Annotated in this window: 16 protein-coding genes; all 16 read left to right on the forward strand. The window is 55.7% G+C overall.

All coding sequences use genetic code 11. The annotated features are described in order from the left end of the window. The first annotated feature begins 67 nt into the window (after positions 1-67). Complete coding sequence (locus E0L35_RS01505; RefSeq protein ID WP_009287515.1) at positions 68-1,033, forward strand: ABC transporter substrate-binding protein; 966 nt, start codon at positions 68-70, stop codon at positions 1,031-1,033. A gap of 100 nt (positions 1,034-1,133) precedes the next feature. Then, the gene (locus E0L35_RS01510) at positions 1,134-2,189 is read left to right on the forward strand and encodes a sugar phosphate isomerase/epimerase (protein ID WP_027956952.1); all 1,056 of its coding nucleotides are present in this window, start codon (positions 1,134-1,136) and stop codon (positions 2,187-2,189) included. A 22-nt stretch (positions 2,190-2,211) separates the two neighbouring features. After that, positions 2,212-3,375: a Gfo/Idh/MocA family oxidoreductase gene (locus E0L35_RS01515; RefSeq protein WP_138799398.1), complete on the forward strand. Its 1,164-nt coding sequence runs from the start codon at positions 2,212-2,214 to the stop codon at positions 3,373-3,375. 43 nt (positions 3,376-3,418) lie between these two features. Then, positions 3,419-4,189, forward strand: a complete 771-nt coding sequence (locus E0L35_RS01520; protein ID WP_022521945.1) for an SDR family oxidoreductase — start codon at positions 3,419-3,421, stop codon at positions 4,187-4,189. A 45-nt stretch (positions 4,190-4,234) separates the two neighbouring features. Beyond that, positions 4,235-5,524, forward strand: coding sequence for an ABC transporter substrate-binding protein (locus E0L35_RS01525; RefSeq protein ID WP_138799399.1), 1,290 nt, complete (start codon positions 4,235-4,237; stop codon positions 5,522-5,524). Between the two features lie 66 nt (positions 5,525-5,590). Beyond that, on the forward strand, positions 5,591-6,523 hold the full coding sequence (locus tag E0L35_RS01530) for a sugar ABC transporter permease (protein ID WP_009287517.1): 933 nt from the start codon (positions 5,591-5,593) through the stop codon (positions 6,521-6,523). Next, positions 6,520-7,347 (forward strand): carbohydrate ABC transporter permease, encoded by an 828-nt coding sequence (locus E0L35_RS01535; RefSeq protein ID WP_008959441.1) that lies wholly within the window; start codon positions 6,520-6,522, stop codon positions 7,345-7,347. Before E0L35_RS01530 ends, E0L35_RS01535 begins: the two co-directional genes overlap by 4 nt. Positions 7,348-7,360: 13 nt before the next feature. After that, positions 7,361-8,977, forward strand: a complete 1,617-nt coding sequence (locus E0L35_RS01540) for a glycoside hydrolase family 43 protein (protein ID WP_138799400.1) — start codon at positions 7,361-7,363, stop codon at positions 8,975-8,977. A gap of 4 nt (positions 8,978-8,981) precedes the next feature. Then, the gene (ugpC, locus tag E0L35_RS01545) at positions 8,982-10,037 is read left to right on the forward strand and encodes a sn-glycerol-3-phosphate ABC transporter ATP-binding protein UgpC (RefSeq protein WP_138799401.1); all 1,056 of its coding nucleotides are present in this window, start codon (positions 8,982-8,984) and stop codon (positions 10,035-10,037) included. 68 nt (positions 10,038-10,105) lie between these two features. Next, positions 10,106-11,512, forward strand: coding sequence for a sugar porter family MFS transporter (locus tag E0L35_RS01550; protein WP_009287519.1), 1,407 nt, complete (start codon positions 10,106-10,108; stop codon positions 11,510-11,512). A gap of 294 nt (positions 11,513-11,806) precedes the next feature. Continuing rightward, positions 11,807-12,103, forward strand: coding sequence for a hypothetical protein (locus E0L35_RS01555; RefSeq protein WP_138799452.1), 297 nt, complete (start codon positions 11,807-11,809; stop codon positions 12,101-12,103). Between the two features lie 187 nt (positions 12,104-12,290). Beyond that, positions 12,291-13,415 carry a heparan-alpha-glucosaminide N-acetyltransferase domain-containing protein gene (locus tag E0L35_RS01560; protein ID WP_138799402.1) on the forward strand — a complete coding sequence of 375 codons (1,125 nt, stop codon included), beginning with the start codon at positions 12,291-12,293 and terminating at the stop codon, positions 13,413-13,415. Between the two features lie 56 nt (positions 13,416-13,471). Next, a complete protein-coding gene (locus E0L35_RS01565; protein ID WP_249362074.1) occupies positions 13,472-14,590 on the forward strand; it encodes a serine hydrolase in 1,119 nt (372 codons plus the stop codon). A gap of 49 nt (positions 14,591-14,639) precedes the next feature. Further along, a complete protein-coding gene (locus E0L35_RS01570; RefSeq protein WP_027956943.1) occupies positions 14,640-14,918 on the forward strand; it encodes a peptidylprolyl isomerase in 279 nt (92 codons plus the stop codon). A gap of 84 nt (positions 14,919-15,002) precedes the next feature. Further along, positions 15,003-15,938 carry an ABC transporter ATP-binding protein gene (locus E0L35_RS01575; RefSeq protein ID WP_027956942.1) on the forward strand — a complete coding sequence of 312 codons (936 nt, stop codon included), beginning with the start codon at positions 15,003-15,005 and terminating at the stop codon, positions 15,936-15,938. After that, positions 15,935-16,696, forward strand: a complete 762-nt coding sequence (locus E0L35_RS01580; RefSeq protein ID WP_009287521.1) for an ABC transporter permease — start codon at positions 15,935-15,937, stop codon at positions 16,694-16,696. Before E0L35_RS01575 ends, E0L35_RS01580 begins: the two co-directional genes overlap by 4 nt. Positions 16,697-16,725: the final 29 nt, after the last annotated feature.

The raw sequence follows: 16,725 nt of genomic DNA on the forward strand, positions 1-16,725 counted from the left end.
CCTTAGCAGCTCGCAACACAGCAAGTAAAAACAGCAAAACAATTACAAACACGAAAGGAGCATCACTATGCGAACCATCAAGACAGCAGTGAAGGCCTGCGTCACTACTGCAGCACTCACTTCAGCAATAGGGCTCTCCGGCGCCGCGGTTGCCCAGGAGTACACCATCGGTGTCTCCATTCCCGCCGCCACCCATGGTTGGACGGGGGGCGTTAACTACCATGCCGAAGAGGCCAAAAAACGCCTTGAGGCGCTCTATCCTGACATTGAGATCACCATCTCCACAGCAGGCACGGCCGGCGAGCAGGCCAATGATCTAGAAGACTTGGTGTCGCTGCGCAACATCGACGCGCTGGTGGTGCTGCCGTTTGAATCTGGGCCACTGACCGATCCGGTGCGCCGGGTTAAAGAGTCCGGGGTGTTCGTCACCGTGGTAGATCGAGGCCTGACGGAAGAGGGGATCCAGGATCTCTATGTAGCGGGGAATAACCATGAACTAGGCCGCGTGTCCGGCGAGTACATCCGCGAGCGCCTTGATGATCAGGGCGACATTGTGGTGCTGCGCGGTATTCCCACGGTGATCGACGATGAGCGGGTGCAGGGCTTCCAGGAAGCGATCGAAGGCTCCGAGGTCAACATCCTCGATATGCAGCATGCCAACTGGAACCGTGATGATGGCTTTGAAGTGATGCAGGACTACCTATCGCGCTTCGACAATATCGACGCCGTCTGGGCCCAGGATGACGATATCGCGCTAGGGGTAATTGAAGCAGTGCGCCAAGCGGATCGTGAAGACGAGCTGTTTATCGTCGGCGGGGCGGGCATGAAGGACATTATTAAACGGGTGATGGATGGTGATGAGCTGGTGCCAGTGGACGTGTTGTATCCACCTGCCATGATCGCCACCGCCATGGACCTGACCGTACAGCACTTTGTCTCCAATGGCCCGGTGTTGGGTGAGTACATTCTAGGCTCGCCGCTGATTACCCAGGAGAATGCCGAGCAGTACTACTTCCCCGATTCGCCGTTCTGACCGCGTATTGATTGCGTAGTGATTAATAGGCGCGGGTAAAAGCACCACTCCTTCCCGCGCCTACCCAAGCACTTAATCCAAACGATATTGAGAGAGTCCTATGAAAACAATCAAAGGGCCAGCGCTCTTTCTCGCCCAGTTCGCCGGTGATGAAGCCCCCTTTAATAGCCTCGACAGCATTGCTGCTTGGGCGGCGGGGCTTGGGTATCAGGGCGTGCAGATTCCCAGCTGGGATGCACGCATGATCGATCTCAAACGTGCTGCCGAGAGCCGCACCTACTGCGATGAGATCAAAGGCACACTGGCCGAACACGGCTTGGCGCTCACCGAACTCTCCACCCATCTTCAGGGCCAGTTGGTCGCCGTGCATCCCGTTTATGACGAGATGTTCGACGGCTTCGCGGTGCCCGAAGTGCGCGGAAATCCCAAGGCGCGCCAGGCCTGGGCGGTTGATCAACTAAAGCTGGCCGCCAAGGCATCGCAAAATCTCGGCCTCACCGACCACGGCACCTTTTCCGGGTCGCTGGCGTGGCCGTTCATCTATCCCTGGCCCCAGCGTCCGGCGGGTTTGGTCGAGACGGCGTTCGACGAGTTGGCGAATCGCTGGCGGCCGATTCTGGATGCATTTGATGAAGCGGGCGTGAACCTCTGCTACGAGATTCATCCCGGCGAAGACCTGCACGACGGCATCACCTTTGAGATGTTCCTTGAGCGGGTCGGTAACCACCCCCGCTGCCACATCCTTTACGACCCTAGCCACCTGATCCTGCAGCAGCTCGACTACCGCGGCTTTCTGGACGTGTATCGCGACCATATTCAGATGTTTCACGTTAAGGACGCCGAGTTTAACCCCAGCCCCAAGCAGGGCGTTTACTCAGGCTATCAGTCATGGACAGAGCGCGCGGGGCGCTTTCGCTCCCTGGGCGATGGCCAAATCGACTTCAAGTCGATCTTTTCCTGGATGGCGGCCAACGACTACCACGGCTGGGCGGTGCTGGAGTGGGAGTGCTGCTTGAAGCATCCGGAAGTCGGCGCCCGTGAAGGCGCAGCCTTTATTCGCGACCACATTATTGAGGTCACCGAGCGGGCGTTTGATGACTTCGCTGACGGCGGCTCCGACGAGGCCGCCAATCGCCGCATTTTGGGTCTTAATTAACCAAAGGGGAGGGCAATACGACATGAGCAATCAACACGACACGCCGCGTCGGCTGCGCCTGGGCATGGTCGGCGGTGGCCAAGGAGCGTTTATCGGCGGGGTGCACCGCATCGCCGCGCGGTTGGATGACCATTTCGAACTGGTTGCCGGGGCCTTTGCCTCTGACCCTGATCGCAGCCGGGCCGCCGCCGCGGAGCTGCACGTTGACGCCGAACGCGCTTACCCCGACTACCAGACCATGGCCGAAGCGGAGCAGCAGCGGCCGAATGGCATCGATGTGGTCGCCATTGTGACCCCCAACCATGTTCACTTCGACGTGGCGCGCACCTTTTTAGAAGCGGGTTTTCACGTCATCTGCGACAAGCCGATGACGATCACCCTGGACGAGGCGCAAACCCTCGCCGAGCTGGTGGAACGGACGGGGCTGTTCTTCGGTTTAACCCATAACTACTCCGGCTACTCGCTGGTACGCCAGGCGCGTGAAATGGTCGCCAACGGTGAGCTGGGTGACCTTCGCGTCGTCCAGGTGGAGTACCCGCAAGATTGGCTCTCCACCCGCCTGGAAGAGAGCGGCGTCAAGCAAGCTGAGTGGCGCACCGATCCCAAACGCAGCGGCCCGGCAGGTTGTTTGGGTGATATCGGCACTCACGCCTACCACCTGGCGCGCTATGTGACCGGCCTGCAACTGGAGTCACTCGCCGCCGATATGCACACCTTTGTCGAAGGGCGAGCGTTGGATGACAACGTACATATGCTGCTGCGCTTCAAGGGCGGCGCGCGGGGCATGCTGTGGTCTAGCCAAGTCGCGCCGGGCAACGAAAACGGTCTGCAGCTACGCGTTTATGGCAGCAAGGGTGGCCTTGTCTGGCGCCAGGAAACGCCCAATCAGCTAGTGCATTCGCCACTGGGAGAGCCGCCACGGATATTGACCCGCAACGGCCCTGGCCTGGGCGAAGCTGCCATGGCGGCTGCACGCATTCCACCGGGGCATCCGGAAGGCTATCTCGAAGCCTTTGCCCAGCTCTATCGCGATTTCGCTGTGCAAATTCACGCTCATCAACGGGGTGAGCGCGCCGATGGGCTGGCGTTGCAAACCCCGGGAGTCGCCGACGGTGTCGATGGTCTTACGTTTATTACCCGCGCGCTGACCTCGTCCGCTGCCGGTGGGCAGTGGGTGGATATTTAAAACGCGGTTAAAGCACGCCTAAAAGAGAAAGGTGGGAAACAATATGAATCAGCACTCAGCGCGCTATACAAGCCTTGAACAGCGTGTGGTCTTTATTACCGGCGGCGGCAGCGGCATTGGCGCCTCGCTTACCCGAGCCTTTCACCTTCAGGGCGCGCGGGTGGTGTTCGTCGATATTAACGATGAGGCCAGCGAAGCGCTGGTCGAAGAGCTCCGCGCCGAGACCGGCGAGGCACCGCACTACCACCACTGCGACATTCGCGATGTGGCCAGCCTACAGCAGGTTATCGCCGAGACCGGCCAGCACCTCGGGCCAATCCATACCCTGGTCAACAATGCTGCCAGCGATGATCGTCACGCCTGGCAGGATGTGGATGTTGCTTATTGGGATGAACGTATGTCGCTCAACCTGCGGCCGATGTTCTTTGCTGCCCAGGCAGCGGCAAAACAGATGATGCAAACGGGCGGTGGCTCGATCATTAATTTTGGCTCGGTCAGCGTGCAGATGGCGTTAGGCGGTTTGCCCGCTTATGTGACTGCCAAAGCGGCCGTGCACGGTTTGACCCGCAGCCTGGCCCGGGAACTGGGCGAGCACAATATTCGCGTTAATACACTGGTGCCCGGCTCGGTGATGACCGAGCGGCAGCTCGAAAAGTGGATTAGCCCCGGCGACGAAGTCGCCATTCAACAACGCCAGTGCCTAAAAATGCGCCTTGAACCCCAGCATATCGCCCCCGCGGTGCTGTTTTTAGCCAGTGCCGAAAGCCAGGCCATCACCGCTCAGGAGTTGGCGGTAGACGCGGGCTGGGCTTGATGGATGATTCAACAGCAAGCTTTAAAATAACATTAGGAGAATTTCATGCACGTATCTAACAAATACAACGTGCCCTGTTCACGCCCTCGTCACTTAGCGCTGGTTGTTGCCGCTGTTGCTGCTTTGGGGTCAGTAACCGCAGCCGCCGATACCACGGTGACGGTGCTAAGGATTGAAAGCAGTAGCGCTGAAAAACGCTACTACGAGGAAGTGGTTGCCGCCTATGAGGCGGAGCACCCCGACGTTAATGTCGAGTTCGAATACCTTGCCAACGAGGCGTACAAAACGCGCCTGCCCACCATGCTGCAGTCCAGCCAGCGCCCGGATATCTATTACACCTGGGGCGGTGAGGGGTTGCGCGATCAGGTGGATGCGGGGTTTGTCCGCGATCTGAGCGAGCCGATGCGCGATGGCTGGCAGGATATCTACCCAGAATCTGCAGTACGCGCCTTCACCCTGGATGATCGTGTCTATGGCGCGCCGCTCTACGCCACGGTGGTGGGTATCTGGGCGAACACTGCCCTGACAGAAAAGGCGGGAGTTGATGCGCAAGCGATCAAGACCTGGGAGGATTTTGAAAACGCCGTGATAGCGCTGCGGGAAGAGGGCATAACGCCGCTGGTGGTCGGTGGCCAGGATGGCTGGCCGCTGCATTTCTATTGGGGCTCTTTAGTCACCCGCCTGGCCGGTGGCGAGGGCATCGAAGCGGCGAAAAATGGTGAAAACGGCGGCTTTGAAGGCGAGCCCTTTGTACGCGCTGGAGAGATGCTGCAGTCGCTTGTTGAGCTTGACCCATTTCAGCCCGGCTTTATGGCCACTTCCTACGAGCGTGCCAGCGGCATGTTTGGCGATGGCGAGGCCGCCTTCCACGTGATGGGCGACTGGGATTATCTTCCTTCCAAGCAGCGCTCAGTGAGTGGCGAGGGCGTCCCGGATGACGACTTGCTGTTTGTCCCTTTTCCAGAGGTCGAGGGTGGTGAGGGCAATGCACAGAGTTTTGGCGGGATGAACGGTTTTGCTGTCACCCGTGATGCGCCCGATGAAGCAATCGACTTCCTGCGTTTTCTGCTCAATGCCGACAATCAGCGTAAGGCCGCCGCTACAGGCATCTTTGTGCCGGTAGCCGAGGGCTCAGCGGAAGCCCTTGAAACGCCCTATGCTCGCCGCGTTGCAGAAATTCTTGAAGAGTCTGAGTTTCATCAGGTGTTTCTGGATCAAGCACTGGGTACGTCTGTCGGTGCGACGATTAATGATATCAGCGGAGATTTGGCGCAAGGCGTTGTGACGCCCGAAGAGGCCGCAGCCCGGGTCGAAGAGGCCTGGCAATTTAGATGATCCATCTCTTGTGAGGGCACAAGCGATGCTGCTTGTGCTTATTCTTGCTCTGGCTCGGAGTTTGCCATGACCACGCTTGACCGAACCGCCGTGCCGCGGAGAGGGAATGCTGACCGGGTGAAGAAAGGTTTGGTGAGCGGTAAATTCACCGCGCTATTAATCCTGCTTCCACCGGCGTTAATCCTTTTTTCGCTGTTCGTCATTCTGCCACTAGCGGATGCCGTCTATTACAGCGGTTTCTCCTGGAATGGCTACGGTGCGCCCAGTGACTTTGTCGGCTCACAAAATTATCAACGCCTGCTCGATCACTCGGTGTTTCATACCGCGCTGTGGAATACCGCCAAACTGATACTGGTATCACTACTGATTCAGATGCCCCTGGCACTGGGGTTAGCACTGTTGGTGTACCGTAAAACGCCCACCAATACTCTGTTTAGGCTGGTGTTTTTCCTGCCCTACATCTTGGCGGAAGTGGCCGCGGGGCTCATCTGGAGCTTTGTTTTTGACGGCGACTACGGCATTACCAGTTCGCTGTTGCATGCCATGGGCCAGGAGTCGGTATATGTACTGGCCGACCACCAGTGGGCGTTTCCGGCGATTATGACCGTGATCGTTTGGAAGTACTTTGGTTTCCATATGATGATCTACATTGCCGCCCTGCAGGGCGTGCCCAAGGATCTGGTTGAAGCCGCCAAGCTTGAAGGGGCTAAACCCCGCCAAGTGGCGCTTTTTGTACAAATCCCGCTGATTAAGCATGCCATCGTGGTGAGTGGTTTCTTTGCCATTATCGGTTCGCTACAGATCTTCGACATTATCATCCCGATGACCAACGGCGGCCCCTCTAACTCGACCCACACCATCGTTACCTACCTGTACAGCTTCGGTCTCTCACGGCTCAATATTGGCTTTGGTAGCGCCGCTGCGGTAGTGCTGTTTGTGCTCGCTATCGGAATCGCCTTCTTCTACCAACGTACCACCGGCAAGGGGAGTAAGGCATGAAAAGTATCACTACCCGTAACACCCTGCGCGTGATCATCCTGATCGTGGTAGCGAGCGTGGTGATCGGTCCCCTATTAGCGGCATTTTTCGGTGGCTTCAAGGGGAATTCAGAGCTGCGTACCAATCCGCTGTGGCTGCCTGATAGTTGGGATGCCGGCAATTACATCGGCATCCTGCTGGACGGCAATTTCTGGCGCTATTTGGGTAACTCTTTTTTCATCTCGTTAATGACGGTGTTTTTAACCCTGGTGGTGGGGGCCGCAGCGGCTTATGTGTTTTCGCAGATCCGCTTCTTCGGCGCCAAGATGATCCTCTCCTATCTGCTGCTCGGCCTGATGTTTCCCTTTGCGGCGGCCATTCTGCCGCTGTTTATCAAGGTGCGGGATTTGGGCCTGCTGGATACCTATTGGGCGGTGATCTTGCCCCAGACAGCGTTTGGTTTGTCGTTAGCCATCCTGCTCTTTAAGGCTTTCTTCGACCAACTACCCAAAGAGCTTTTTGAAGCGGCCTACGTCGATGGGTGTAGCTATCTACGCTTCTTCTGGTCGTTCACGCTGCCCCTCTCGACCCCCATTCTGGCCACCGTGGGCGTGTTTGTCTTTGTGCAGAGCTGGAACAACTTCCTACTGCCGTTAGTGGTGCTCAACGACCGCTCTATCTATACCTGGCCACTGGGCATGATGCAGTTCCAAGGGGAGTACCTTACCCAGTGGAACATGATTCTAGCCTTCGTGACCTTAACCATCATTCCGGCGGTTATATTCTTTCTTGCCGCCCAGAAGTACATCGTGGCTGGCCTGACCGGCGGCTCGGTTAAGGGATAAAGGAGGATCCATAATGAACGATGTCATCCATAACCCTATTCTGGCCGGTTTCAACCCCGACCCCTCCATTTGTCGGGTAGACGGCGACTACTATCTCGCTACTTCGACCTTTGAGTGGTATCCCGGTGTTCAGATTCATCAATCCCGTGACTTGGCTAACTGGACGTTGGTCACACGGCCCTTGAGCCGTGCCAGCCAGTTGGACATGCGCGGCAATCCGGACTCATGCGGCATCTGGGCGCCTTGCTTAAGCTACGCCGACGGGCTGTTCTGGCTGGTCTATACCGACATGAAACGTTATGAGGGGAACTTCAAGGATGGACATAATTACGTGGTGACAGCGCCGCGTATCGAGGGGCCCTGGAGCGATCCGGTCTACCTGAATTCAAGTGGCTTTGACCCTTCACTGTTTCACGATACCGATGGCCGAAAGTGGTTGATCAACCTGCAGTGGGATTATCGCCAGCGCGAAGGGAGGGATCGTTTCGGCGGAATAGTGCTGCAACAGTATGATCCTGAGCAACGCCGCTTGGTGGGCGATATCACCAATATTTTTGCCGGTACCGAAATGAAGCTCACAGAAGGTTCGCATCTCTACCGGCGCGATGGTTGGTACCACCTCTTGGTGGCCGAGGGTGGCACGGGTTACCAGCATGCGGTGACCATGGCGCGTTCAAAAACGCTGACAGGCCCTTACGAGGTACATCCCAACAATCCACTTCTGACGAGTCGAGATGATCCTGAAAACCCGCTACAGCGGGCTGGCCATGCAGACTTGGTCGACTCCCCTGAAGGTGACACTTATCTGGTGCATTTATGCAGCAGGCCCCTGTCAGGCACTCGGCTATCGCCGATGGGGCGCGAGACTGCTATTCAGCGCGTGGAGTGGGGTGAAGATGGTTGGCTACGGCTCGCTGATGAGGACAAGGCACCAGCGTTAAAGGTGGCGATGAGTGGGGTGACGCAGAAGCCACCTGCTCATACGGAGCACTACGATTTCAAATCAGCAACGCTGCCCGATGCGTTTCAGTGGCTGCGTACCCCCTACCCGGAACGGCTGTTTTCGCTCACCGAACGGTCCGGCTACTTACGTCTTTTTGGCCGTGAATCGGTAGGTTCCTGGTTTGAGCAGGCGTTAGTGGCGCGCCGCCAGGACAGCATCCACTGCAGTGCCGAAACGACACTCACCTTTGAACCCGAGGATATTCAGCAGTTTGCCGGGCTTATCGCCTACTACAACCGCTTCAAGTTCCATTATTTAGCGGTGACCTTGAACGATGCAGGCGACAAAGTGCTTAGCATTATCAGTTGCCTGGATGATTGGCCGAACGGCAACTTGAGTATCGCCGAACAAGGCATCCGCATTGAACCTGATGCCACGATTCGGCTTGGGCTGGATATCCACGCCCGGGAGCTGCGCTTTCGCTATGCCCAGGGAGATCAGCCCTGGCAATCGATTGGTCCTGCGTTAGATGCTGGCCTGCTTTCCGACGAAGGCAGTGGTCGTGCCCACGGCTATTTCACCGGCAATTTTCTAGGAATGGCCGCCCACGACATTAGTGGACGCGGCACCCCCGCCGATTTCCAGGCGTTTTGCTATCGCCGCGCCCCTCTTTCAGAGACGAGATAAGCTCATGGCTGAAGTAACACTACGCGACATCGAAAAGACGTTTCATGGCAAAACCACGGTAATCCCTGATTTAAATCTACATATCGAAGATGGCTCTTTCACTGTGCTGGTTGGGCCTTCTGGCTGCGGAAAATCCACCTTGCTGCGCATGATTGCAGGCCTGGAGACCGTGACCCAGGGCACGATCACTATCGGCGGGGAAGACGTTACCACTGCCGAGCCGAGTGACCGGGACATTGCCATGGTTTTCCAGTCCTACGCGCTTTACCCGCACATGACGGTCGCTCGCAATATCGACTTCGGCATGCGGCTGGCAAAAGTGCCCAGCAAAGAACGGGAAGCCAAAGTGGCCGAGGCCGCGCGTTTGCTCAATCTTGAGGATCTGCTCGAGCGTAAACCTGCTGAGCTCTCTGGGGGGCAGCGCCAGCGGGTGGCCATTGGCCGTGCCATTGTGCGCAGCCCCGGCGTATTTCTGTTCGACGAGCCGCTCTCTAATCTGGACGCTTCGTTACGCAACCGCATGCGGGTCGAGTTGGCCGAACTGCATCAACGGCTCGAAACCACCATGGTGTATGTCACCCACGATCAGGTCGAGGCGATGACCCTGGCCGACTGCATTGTGGTGATGAACGCCGGGAAGATTGAGCAAATGGGCAAGCCCATGGCGCTTTATCAACGCCCCGAAACGCTGTTTGTGGCGGGTTTTATTGGCTCGCCGAAAATGAATTTGATCGAAGGTGACCTAGCGGCGGCTTACGGTGCCACCACTCTAGGCATACGGCCCGAGCATCTAGAGGTGAGCCGCGAGAAGGGCGAGTGGAAAGGACGTGTGCGATTCATCGAGAAGCTGGGTGCTGATGCTTTCGCCTATATAGATAGCGAGCAGACCGGCCCGCTCACCGTCCGTCTCTCTGGCGATGTCGATCTTAGCCATGGCGATACGCTTTTTATCACTCCCCAGCAGGCCCAGCTCCACGCGTTTGATGCCGATGGAAAGCGGTTGCCTGATGGCGCGTTGCAGCAACCTTCAACCCGTCACGAAAGCACCCTATATCACTGACGATTTTCAATTTTTCCAACTACCAATACGCAAAACAACGCTCAATAACAAATCCAAGGAGCTAGATAATGACAACACAAAGAACGCTAAGCCGCTCATCGTATATCTTGGTGATCTGTTGTATTGCCGCCATCGGCGGTTTCCTGTTTGGTTTCGACAGTGGCGTGATCAACGGCACTGTGGATGGCCTACAGGCCTCTTTTAACTCCGATAGCGCAGGCACGGGCTTTAATGTGGCGTCGATGCTACTGGGCTGCGCGATCGGTGCTTTCTTTGCGGGTCGCCTGGCGGATCGCTTTGGCCGCCGTACGTTGTTGATCGTGGCGGCGGTGTTCTTCCTGATTAGTGCCTGGGGCTCCGGCGTTGCCGGTAGTTCTATGGAGTTTGTGATATATCGCATTCTCGGTGGGCTTGCCGTAGGCGCCGCCAGTGTCATGACCCCGGCTTATATCAGTGAGGTAGCACCATCGGCCTACCGAGGACGCTTAGCTACTATTCAACAGGTGGCGATTATTTCTGGCCTTTTTATGGCATTTTTGAGTAATTATGTCTTGGCCTATGTAGCGGGCTCGGCCATGTCAGAACTATGGTTTGGCTTCGCGACCTGGCGTTGGATGTTCTGGATTGAACTGATACCGGCTGCCGTTTTCCTGGTGGCATTGCTGTTTATTCCTGAAAGCCCGCGCTACCTGATCAGCACCGGTAAGCAGGGCGAAGCCCGCCGTGTGCTTGGGTTAGTAATGCCTGAGCGTGATGTCAGCAGCAAAATTGATGAAATTAATACCACTCTGGATCAAGATCACAAGCCACGGTTGAAAGATGTGATCAACCGTTCCACGGGCAAGATACATGGCATCGTCTGGGTGGGTATTGGCTTGGCGGTTTTCCAGCAGTTGGTGGGCATTAACGTCGTTTTCTACTATGGCGCAGTGCTATGGCAGTCAGTGGGTTTCTCCGAAGGCGATGCGCTACTCATCAATGTGATCTCTGGCGCCGTGAGTATTGGTGCCTGCCTGCTCGCCATTGCGCTGATCGACAAAATTGGACGCAAACCGCTGCTTTGGGGTGGTTCGGTTGGCATGGCGGGGACACTGGCGTGCCTCTCCTATGCGTTTTCTACAGCGACGATGGTGGATGGCAGCCTACAGTTATCGAGTGATATGGGCGTATTTGCGCTGCTGTGCGCCAACCTTTATGTGCTGTTTTTTAACGCCTCGTGGGGGCCGGTGATGTGGGTCATGCTGGGTGAAATGTTCCCCAATCAAATGCGCGGCTCGGGGCTGGCGATTGCCGGTCTTTTCCAATGGCTAGCCAACTTCGGTATCACCATGACCTTCCCTATCATGCTGGCGTCTATCGGGCTGTTTGGCGCTTATGGGTTTTATGCGATCAGTGCCGTTGCCTCTGTCTTCTTTGTTATCTACTTCGTCAAAGAGACGCGCGGGAAAGAGCTCGAAGAAATGGCTTACGAGTAAGTCACTTTCACTTTGTTGCCCCGATTGCATGATTAACCGGGGATCATGTGTCTATTTTAAACAGTATAAGGCTAGTTTTTATTAATAAAATCAAAGGGTTGGTGTGTGTTTAAAACATATAAGCAATTGTTTAACAATGCTTTTTGTTAACGATTGGCACAGGCTGGCACGGGCACTGCAATGCAGTAGGTAAGAGTGGAACAGGTAGGACGACCTGACGCTCTTACCCATTAAACCCAGTGCGATGCTCGCACCGATGTTTAAGTAGCAACGTTTGATAGGAGCAGTATCATGATGAAGACGGAATCTCTCAAGAAACTTGGCATCCTAGGTGTATCATTTGGCCTGATGGCCAGCCCACTTGCGTTTGCTCAAGTGGACAGCAGTGACGAGTACGAAGAACCGACCCCGCAAGAAGAAACGACGCAGGATGATCAAGGTACCTACAACAGCTACGACACTGAGCAAGATAAAGGTTCGGATGTAGGCACTGAGTATGAAGAGGAAGAGCAAGAATTCACTTACGAAGAAGAGGAAGAGGAGCAAGAAGTACCCGCCACCGATGAAGAGGAGGATGATTCCGGCTGGTAATTGCAATCTTTAAGGAATAACTTTTCTCGGGCTTAAGGATGAGTCGACGGATGCCCCGCCAACTGCGGGGCATCTTTGTGTGTGGCCGTTAACAGTATCAACCAAAGCGCACGATATAATTTCGCGCTAAGGTGTTAAGCATCGGCGCGCTTAACAATTTGAGAACGCTACCCACAAGGATGTCTCGATGCCCCTGAACTGGTCGCCCCTAAAATGGACAGACAAGCCCCAACTGCCCAAGGCCGAGGGCCGCATAGCGGCGATTGACCTAGCCCGTGGTATCGCCATCGGCTTGATGATTATTAGCCATTCAGTCAGTGGGTTAGTCGGCATTCGAAATGTACCCGATTGGGGGATGGTGCCGGTTCATTTGCTGACTAAGTTCTCCTCTTCGCTGTTTATTGTGGTGTTTGGTATTGCCCTGGCGGTGGCGTTTCTTTCCCACACTCAAGGCGATGACTGGCCTAAGCGCCGGTTAAAGCTATGGCTGCGCGCTGTAGAAGTGTGGTTCTGGTACAAAGCGCTCCTTGTCATTGAGATGCTGCCGTTCTACTCGCCCAGCGAGATCGTCGATGCGTTGCTCTATGGCCGATTTGCCATTTGGGTCGAAATCTTAGGCTTCTACGCCATCGCGCTGCTTTGGGTGCCGCTGATTCTGCCGCCCTGGGCGCGGGCGCCGCTCTGGAGTCGACTCGCCACCATTGGTGCATTAACCGCACTCACTATTTGGCTGCAAAGCCTTACGTTTGGTGGCAACGATATTCTGAAGGCGCTGCTGGTGGATCATGAAGACCATTACACCTGGGGGCAGATCAGTCGCGCGCCGTTGATTTTGGTGGGCCTTCTCATCGGCGAAGCGTTGCTGCGCTGCTACTTCGACTCCGCCAAACGGCACCGCTTAGTGCTCACTCTGTTAAGCCTGGGAGCGCTAATGGTGGCGAGTTTTTATGCGCTGGCGTTTATTAGTGGCGATGTACAAGCGGCAATGCTGGCGGTGGCCAACAATGTCGGCAAACACCCCCCAGGCCTTGAGTTTATGCTGTTTAGCCTGGGCGGTGCGCTGGTGCTGTTAGCCCTCGCTTTAGCCGGTGGCGCCAAAGCCGCCAAGGCACTTTTGCCGCTGACGATGGTCGGTTCAAATGCCCTTAAAGCGTTTATTTTCCATATTGTGATGATCTTTTTAGTGCTGCGCTTTTTGTGGGAAGGCGAGGGAATGTACACCTATCCACAGGCGCTTGGCGTAGGCGGGCTGTTAATACTTGGCGCTGCGGGGTGGATTTGGTTGACCCGTTGGATGGCTCACCACCGCTAAAAGCGATTAATAACTGCTGGAGTTATGATTTGCGACACTGGATACAACGTGGGCTGGTGGCAGTAGCGCTGATTATAGCGCTCCCTGCTCATGCAGATGAGTACGATACAAATTGGTACGATGCTCATTGGTACTATGAAGTCGATAAAAAGAGCGCCTGGCAGGGCGATTTAACCGCGCGCTTGAAGGCTATCGAAGACATCTTTGAGGGACGGCTGGGTGTTTATGTACAAAACCTCGCCAGTGGTGAAGCGTTTTCATGGCGCGCCGATGACTCTTGGTATTTAGCCTCGCTGATTAAAATACCGGTGGCAGCGCAGGTGCTTGCAGAGCGCCAGATGGGTACGCTGACGTTGGATGATCGGTTAACGCTTGCGCGTAGTGACTTTGTCGATGGCGCGGGCCCCACTAATTGGCACGACCCCGGCACGCCTATCTCTATCCGTTACTTGATGGAGCAGATGATTACCGTCAGCGATAACACTGCCACCGATATGCTGATTGACCGCGTGGGGCTGGCGGTAGTTAACGCACGCGCCCGTGCGATGATTGCCGCAAGCGGTGGTAACCCTGATGAGATAGGCCCTATCTCTAAACTGGTCGGCGTACGCCAAGGCGTTTACGGTGAACTCCACCCTGATGCGCGAGAGCTTGGCGGAATGGACTTTATCGCCCTGCGTCAGCACTCGGTGAGCCAGCGTGGTCAGGCGTTAGCCCGCGTTCTAGACGTTAGTACGGCGTCCTTCACCCAGCCTGATTACGACCATGCGTTTGATGCTTACGAAGCCAGTGGTGAAAACGTGGGCACCCTAAGCGCCTTTGGCGACCTGCTCGCCAGCCTGCACTCTGTTCAACAAGGAAGTGCCATGGATGATTTAAATGACGAGCAGCGGCAAACGCTGTTGGCGGTTATGCAGCGAACCCGATCCGGCAAACAGCGTCTTAAGGCGGGTATGGGAAGCGGTATAAGCTTCGCCCATAAAACCGGCACTCAGCAGCGGCGTAGCTGCGATGCCGGTATAGCCGAGCGCACTAACGCGGATACGGCAACACAAGGGCCCTGGGTGATTGTCACCTGTACTCGCGGGCCAGAGTCGGCAAGCGATCACGAACACGCCTTGGCCCGTGTGGGCGAAGCATTGCGTTATAGCGGAGCCCTGGGTAAGCCGTGGTAAACTACCGCCCCGAATGACCCCTCAGAACATCATTAGTTAGGAGTAAACTATGACACGCGCCAGCGCCCGCCACATTTTGGTCAGCAGTGAAGAGCAGTGCCTAGCACTGAAAGAAGAAATTCAAAATGGCCGCGACTTTGCTGAAGTCGCTAAAGAGCACTCCAGTTGCCCCTCTAGTCGTCAAGGTGGCGATCTCGGTAGTTTTGGCCCCGGTCAAATGGTGCCCGAGTTCGACAAAGTCGTCTTCAATGACGAAGTAGGCCAAGTCCACGGCCCGGTAAAAACCCAGTTTGGTTACCACCTACTGGAAGTTACCGAACGCTCTTAACTTTTCCTAACAAAACGCTCTTAATTCTGCCTAAGAAGGCCGTCAAGCGTCGCGGTTGTTAGACCGCGGCGTGAGGAGTACGCCTTGAACGACCCGATTATTACCATTAACGGCCTGAACAAAACCTACGAGGGTGGCTTTCAGGCGTTGACCCATATTGATTTAACTATCCAGCGTGGCGAGATATTTGCCCTGCTTGGCCCCAATGGGGCGGGCAAAACCACGCTCATTAGTGTGGTATGCGGTTTGGTCAATCCCACCGCCGGTCATGTGCTGGTAGATGGTTTCGACAATATTACCCACTACCGCCAGGCCCGGGAGCTTATTGGTTTAGTGCCTCAAGAGCTAACCAATGAAGCGTTTGAAACTGTCTGGAATACCGTTAGTTTCAGCCGTGGCTTGTTTGGCAAAGCCCCTAACCCAGCGCATATCGAAAAAGTGCTCAAGTCGTTAACGCTTTGGGATAAGCGCAACAACCGCTTAATGACGCTCTCGGGCGGTATGAAGCGGCGCGTGCTGATCGCCAAAGCGCTCTCCCACGAACCGCGCATACTGTTTTTGGATGAGCCCACTGCAGGGGTCGACGTTGAACTGCGCCGGGATATGTGGGAAGTGGTGCGCCAGCTACGCGATAACGGCGTGACGATTATTTTGACGACCCACTACATCGAAGAAGCCGAAGAGATGGCCGACCGCATCGGCGTTATCAATCGCGGTGAGCTGGTGCTGGTGGAAGAAAAAGCGGCGTTAATGAGCAAACTGGGCAGCAAACAGCTAACCCTGAACCTGCACAGCCCGCTGGCAGAGATACCTGCAAACCTGCAGCGCTTTGAGCTAAGCCTGGCCGCTGAAGGGTACGAGCTGATCTACACCTATGACGGTAGCCAGGAAGAGGATGGTCACGCTATTTCAGAGCTGTTGACCGCACTTGAGCGAGAGGGTGTCACCTTTAAAGATCTGAATACTCGGCAAAGCTCGCTTGAAGATATTTTTGTTGATTTGGTTAAGGAGCGAGCATGAACCTGCATCCCGTTCGCGCTATTTATATGGCGGAAATGGCGCGCACGCGCCGCACGCTGCTGCAAAGTATTGTCTCGCCGGTCATCTCCACGTCGCTTTACTTCGTCGTCTTTGGTGCCGCAATTGGCTCGCGCATCAGTGAGGTCAACGGGGTTAGCTACGGCGCCTTTATTGTGCCGGGGCTGATTATGCTAATGCTGCTCACCCAGAGCGTCTCAAACGCCTCTTTCGGCATCTTCTTTCCGAAGTTTTCTGGCAGTATTTACGAGCTGTTGTCGGCGCCTATCTCGCATTTAGAAATTGTGATCGGCTACGTGGGGGCGGCGGCCTCGAAATCGATTCTGCTGGGGGCGATTATTTTGGCGACCTCGGGCTTGTTTGTACCGTTGGAAATCGCCCACCCGTTTTGGATGTTGTTCTTTCTGGTGCTGACGGCTGTCACCTTTAGCCTGCTGGGTTTTATCATCGGCATTTGGGCCGATGGCTTTGACCGACTGCAGCTGGTGCCGCTGTTAGTGATCACCCCGCTGACCTTTTTGGGTGGCAGCTTCTACTCCATTGATATGCTGCCGCCGTTTTGGCAAACCATTACCCTGGCAAACCCCGTGGTGTATCTGGTGAGCGGCTTTCGCTGGAGCTTTTACGGTATCAGCGATGTAAGCCTTGCCGCGAGTGTGGGCATGATTGCCCTCTTTCTCGCGGCCTGCCTGGTCGCCATTGGCTGGATTTTCCGTACCGGTTACCGCCTCAAACCCTGACTCTTTTTTTAAACACTGGAAGCTATTAG

This window comes from Halomonas sp. ATBC28 (assembly GCF_005937175.1).
In the GTDB taxonomy this organism is placed as follows: domain Bacteria; phylum Pseudomonadota; class Gammaproteobacteria; order Pseudomonadales; family Halomonadaceae; genus Vreelandella; species Vreelandella titanicae.

What these genes read in the sequence shown, in the direction of transcription:
- E0L35_RS01505 (WP_009287515.1), top strand. Translation starts at nt 68, where the DNA reads ATGCGAACCATCAAGACAGCAGTGAAGGCCTGCGTCACTACTGCAGCA.
- E0L35_RS01510 (WP_027956952.1), top strand. Translation starts at nt 1,134, where the DNA reads ATGAAAACAATCAAAGGGCCAGCGCTCTTTCTCGCCCAGTTCGCCGGT.
- E0L35_RS01515 (WP_138799398.1), top strand. Translation starts at nt 2,212, where the DNA reads ATGAGCAATCAACACGACACGCCGCGTCGGCTGCGCCTGGGCATGGTC.
- E0L35_RS01520 (WP_022521945.1), top strand. Translation starts at nt 3,419, where the DNA reads ATGAATCAGCACTCAGCGCGCTATACAAGCCTTGAACAGCGTGTGGTC.
- E0L35_RS01525 (WP_138799399.1), top strand. Translation starts at nt 4,235, where the DNA reads ATGCACGTATCTAACAAATACAACGTGCCCTGTTCACGCCCTCGTCAC.
- E0L35_RS01530 (WP_009287517.1), top strand. Translation starts at nt 5,591, where the DNA reads ATGACCACGCTTGACCGAACCGCCGTGCCGCGGAGAGGGAATGCTGAC.
- E0L35_RS01535 (WP_008959441.1), top strand. Translation starts at nt 6,520, where the DNA reads ATGAAAAGTATCACTACCCGTAACACCCTGCGCGTGATCATCCTGATC.
- E0L35_RS01540 (WP_138799400.1), top strand. Translation starts at nt 7,361, where the DNA reads ATGAACGATGTCATCCATAACCCTATTCTGGCCGGTTTCAACCCCGAC.
- ugpC (WP_138799401.1), top strand. Translation starts at nt 8,982, where the DNA reads ATGGCTGAAGTAACACTACGCGACATCGAAAAGACGTTTCATGGCAAA.
- E0L35_RS01550 (WP_009287519.1), top strand. Translation starts at nt 10,106, where the DNA reads ATGACAACACAAAGAACGCTAAGCCGCTCATCGTATATCTTGGTGATC.
- E0L35_RS01555 (WP_138799452.1), top strand. Translation starts at nt 11,807, where the DNA reads ATGAAGACGGAATCTCTCAAGAAACTTGGCATCCTAGGTGTATCATTT.
- E0L35_RS01560 (WP_138799402.1), top strand. Translation starts at nt 12,291, where the DNA reads ATGCCCCTGAACTGGTCGCCCCTAAAATGGACAGACAAGCCCCAACTG.
- E0L35_RS01570 (WP_027956943.1), top strand. Translation starts at nt 14,640, where the DNA reads ATGACACGCGCCAGCGCCCGCCACATTTTGGTCAGCAGTGAAGAGCAG.
- E0L35_RS01580 (WP_009287521.1), top strand. Translation starts at nt 15,935, where the DNA reads ATGAACCTGCATCCCGTTCGCGCTATTTATATGGCGGAAATGGCGCGC.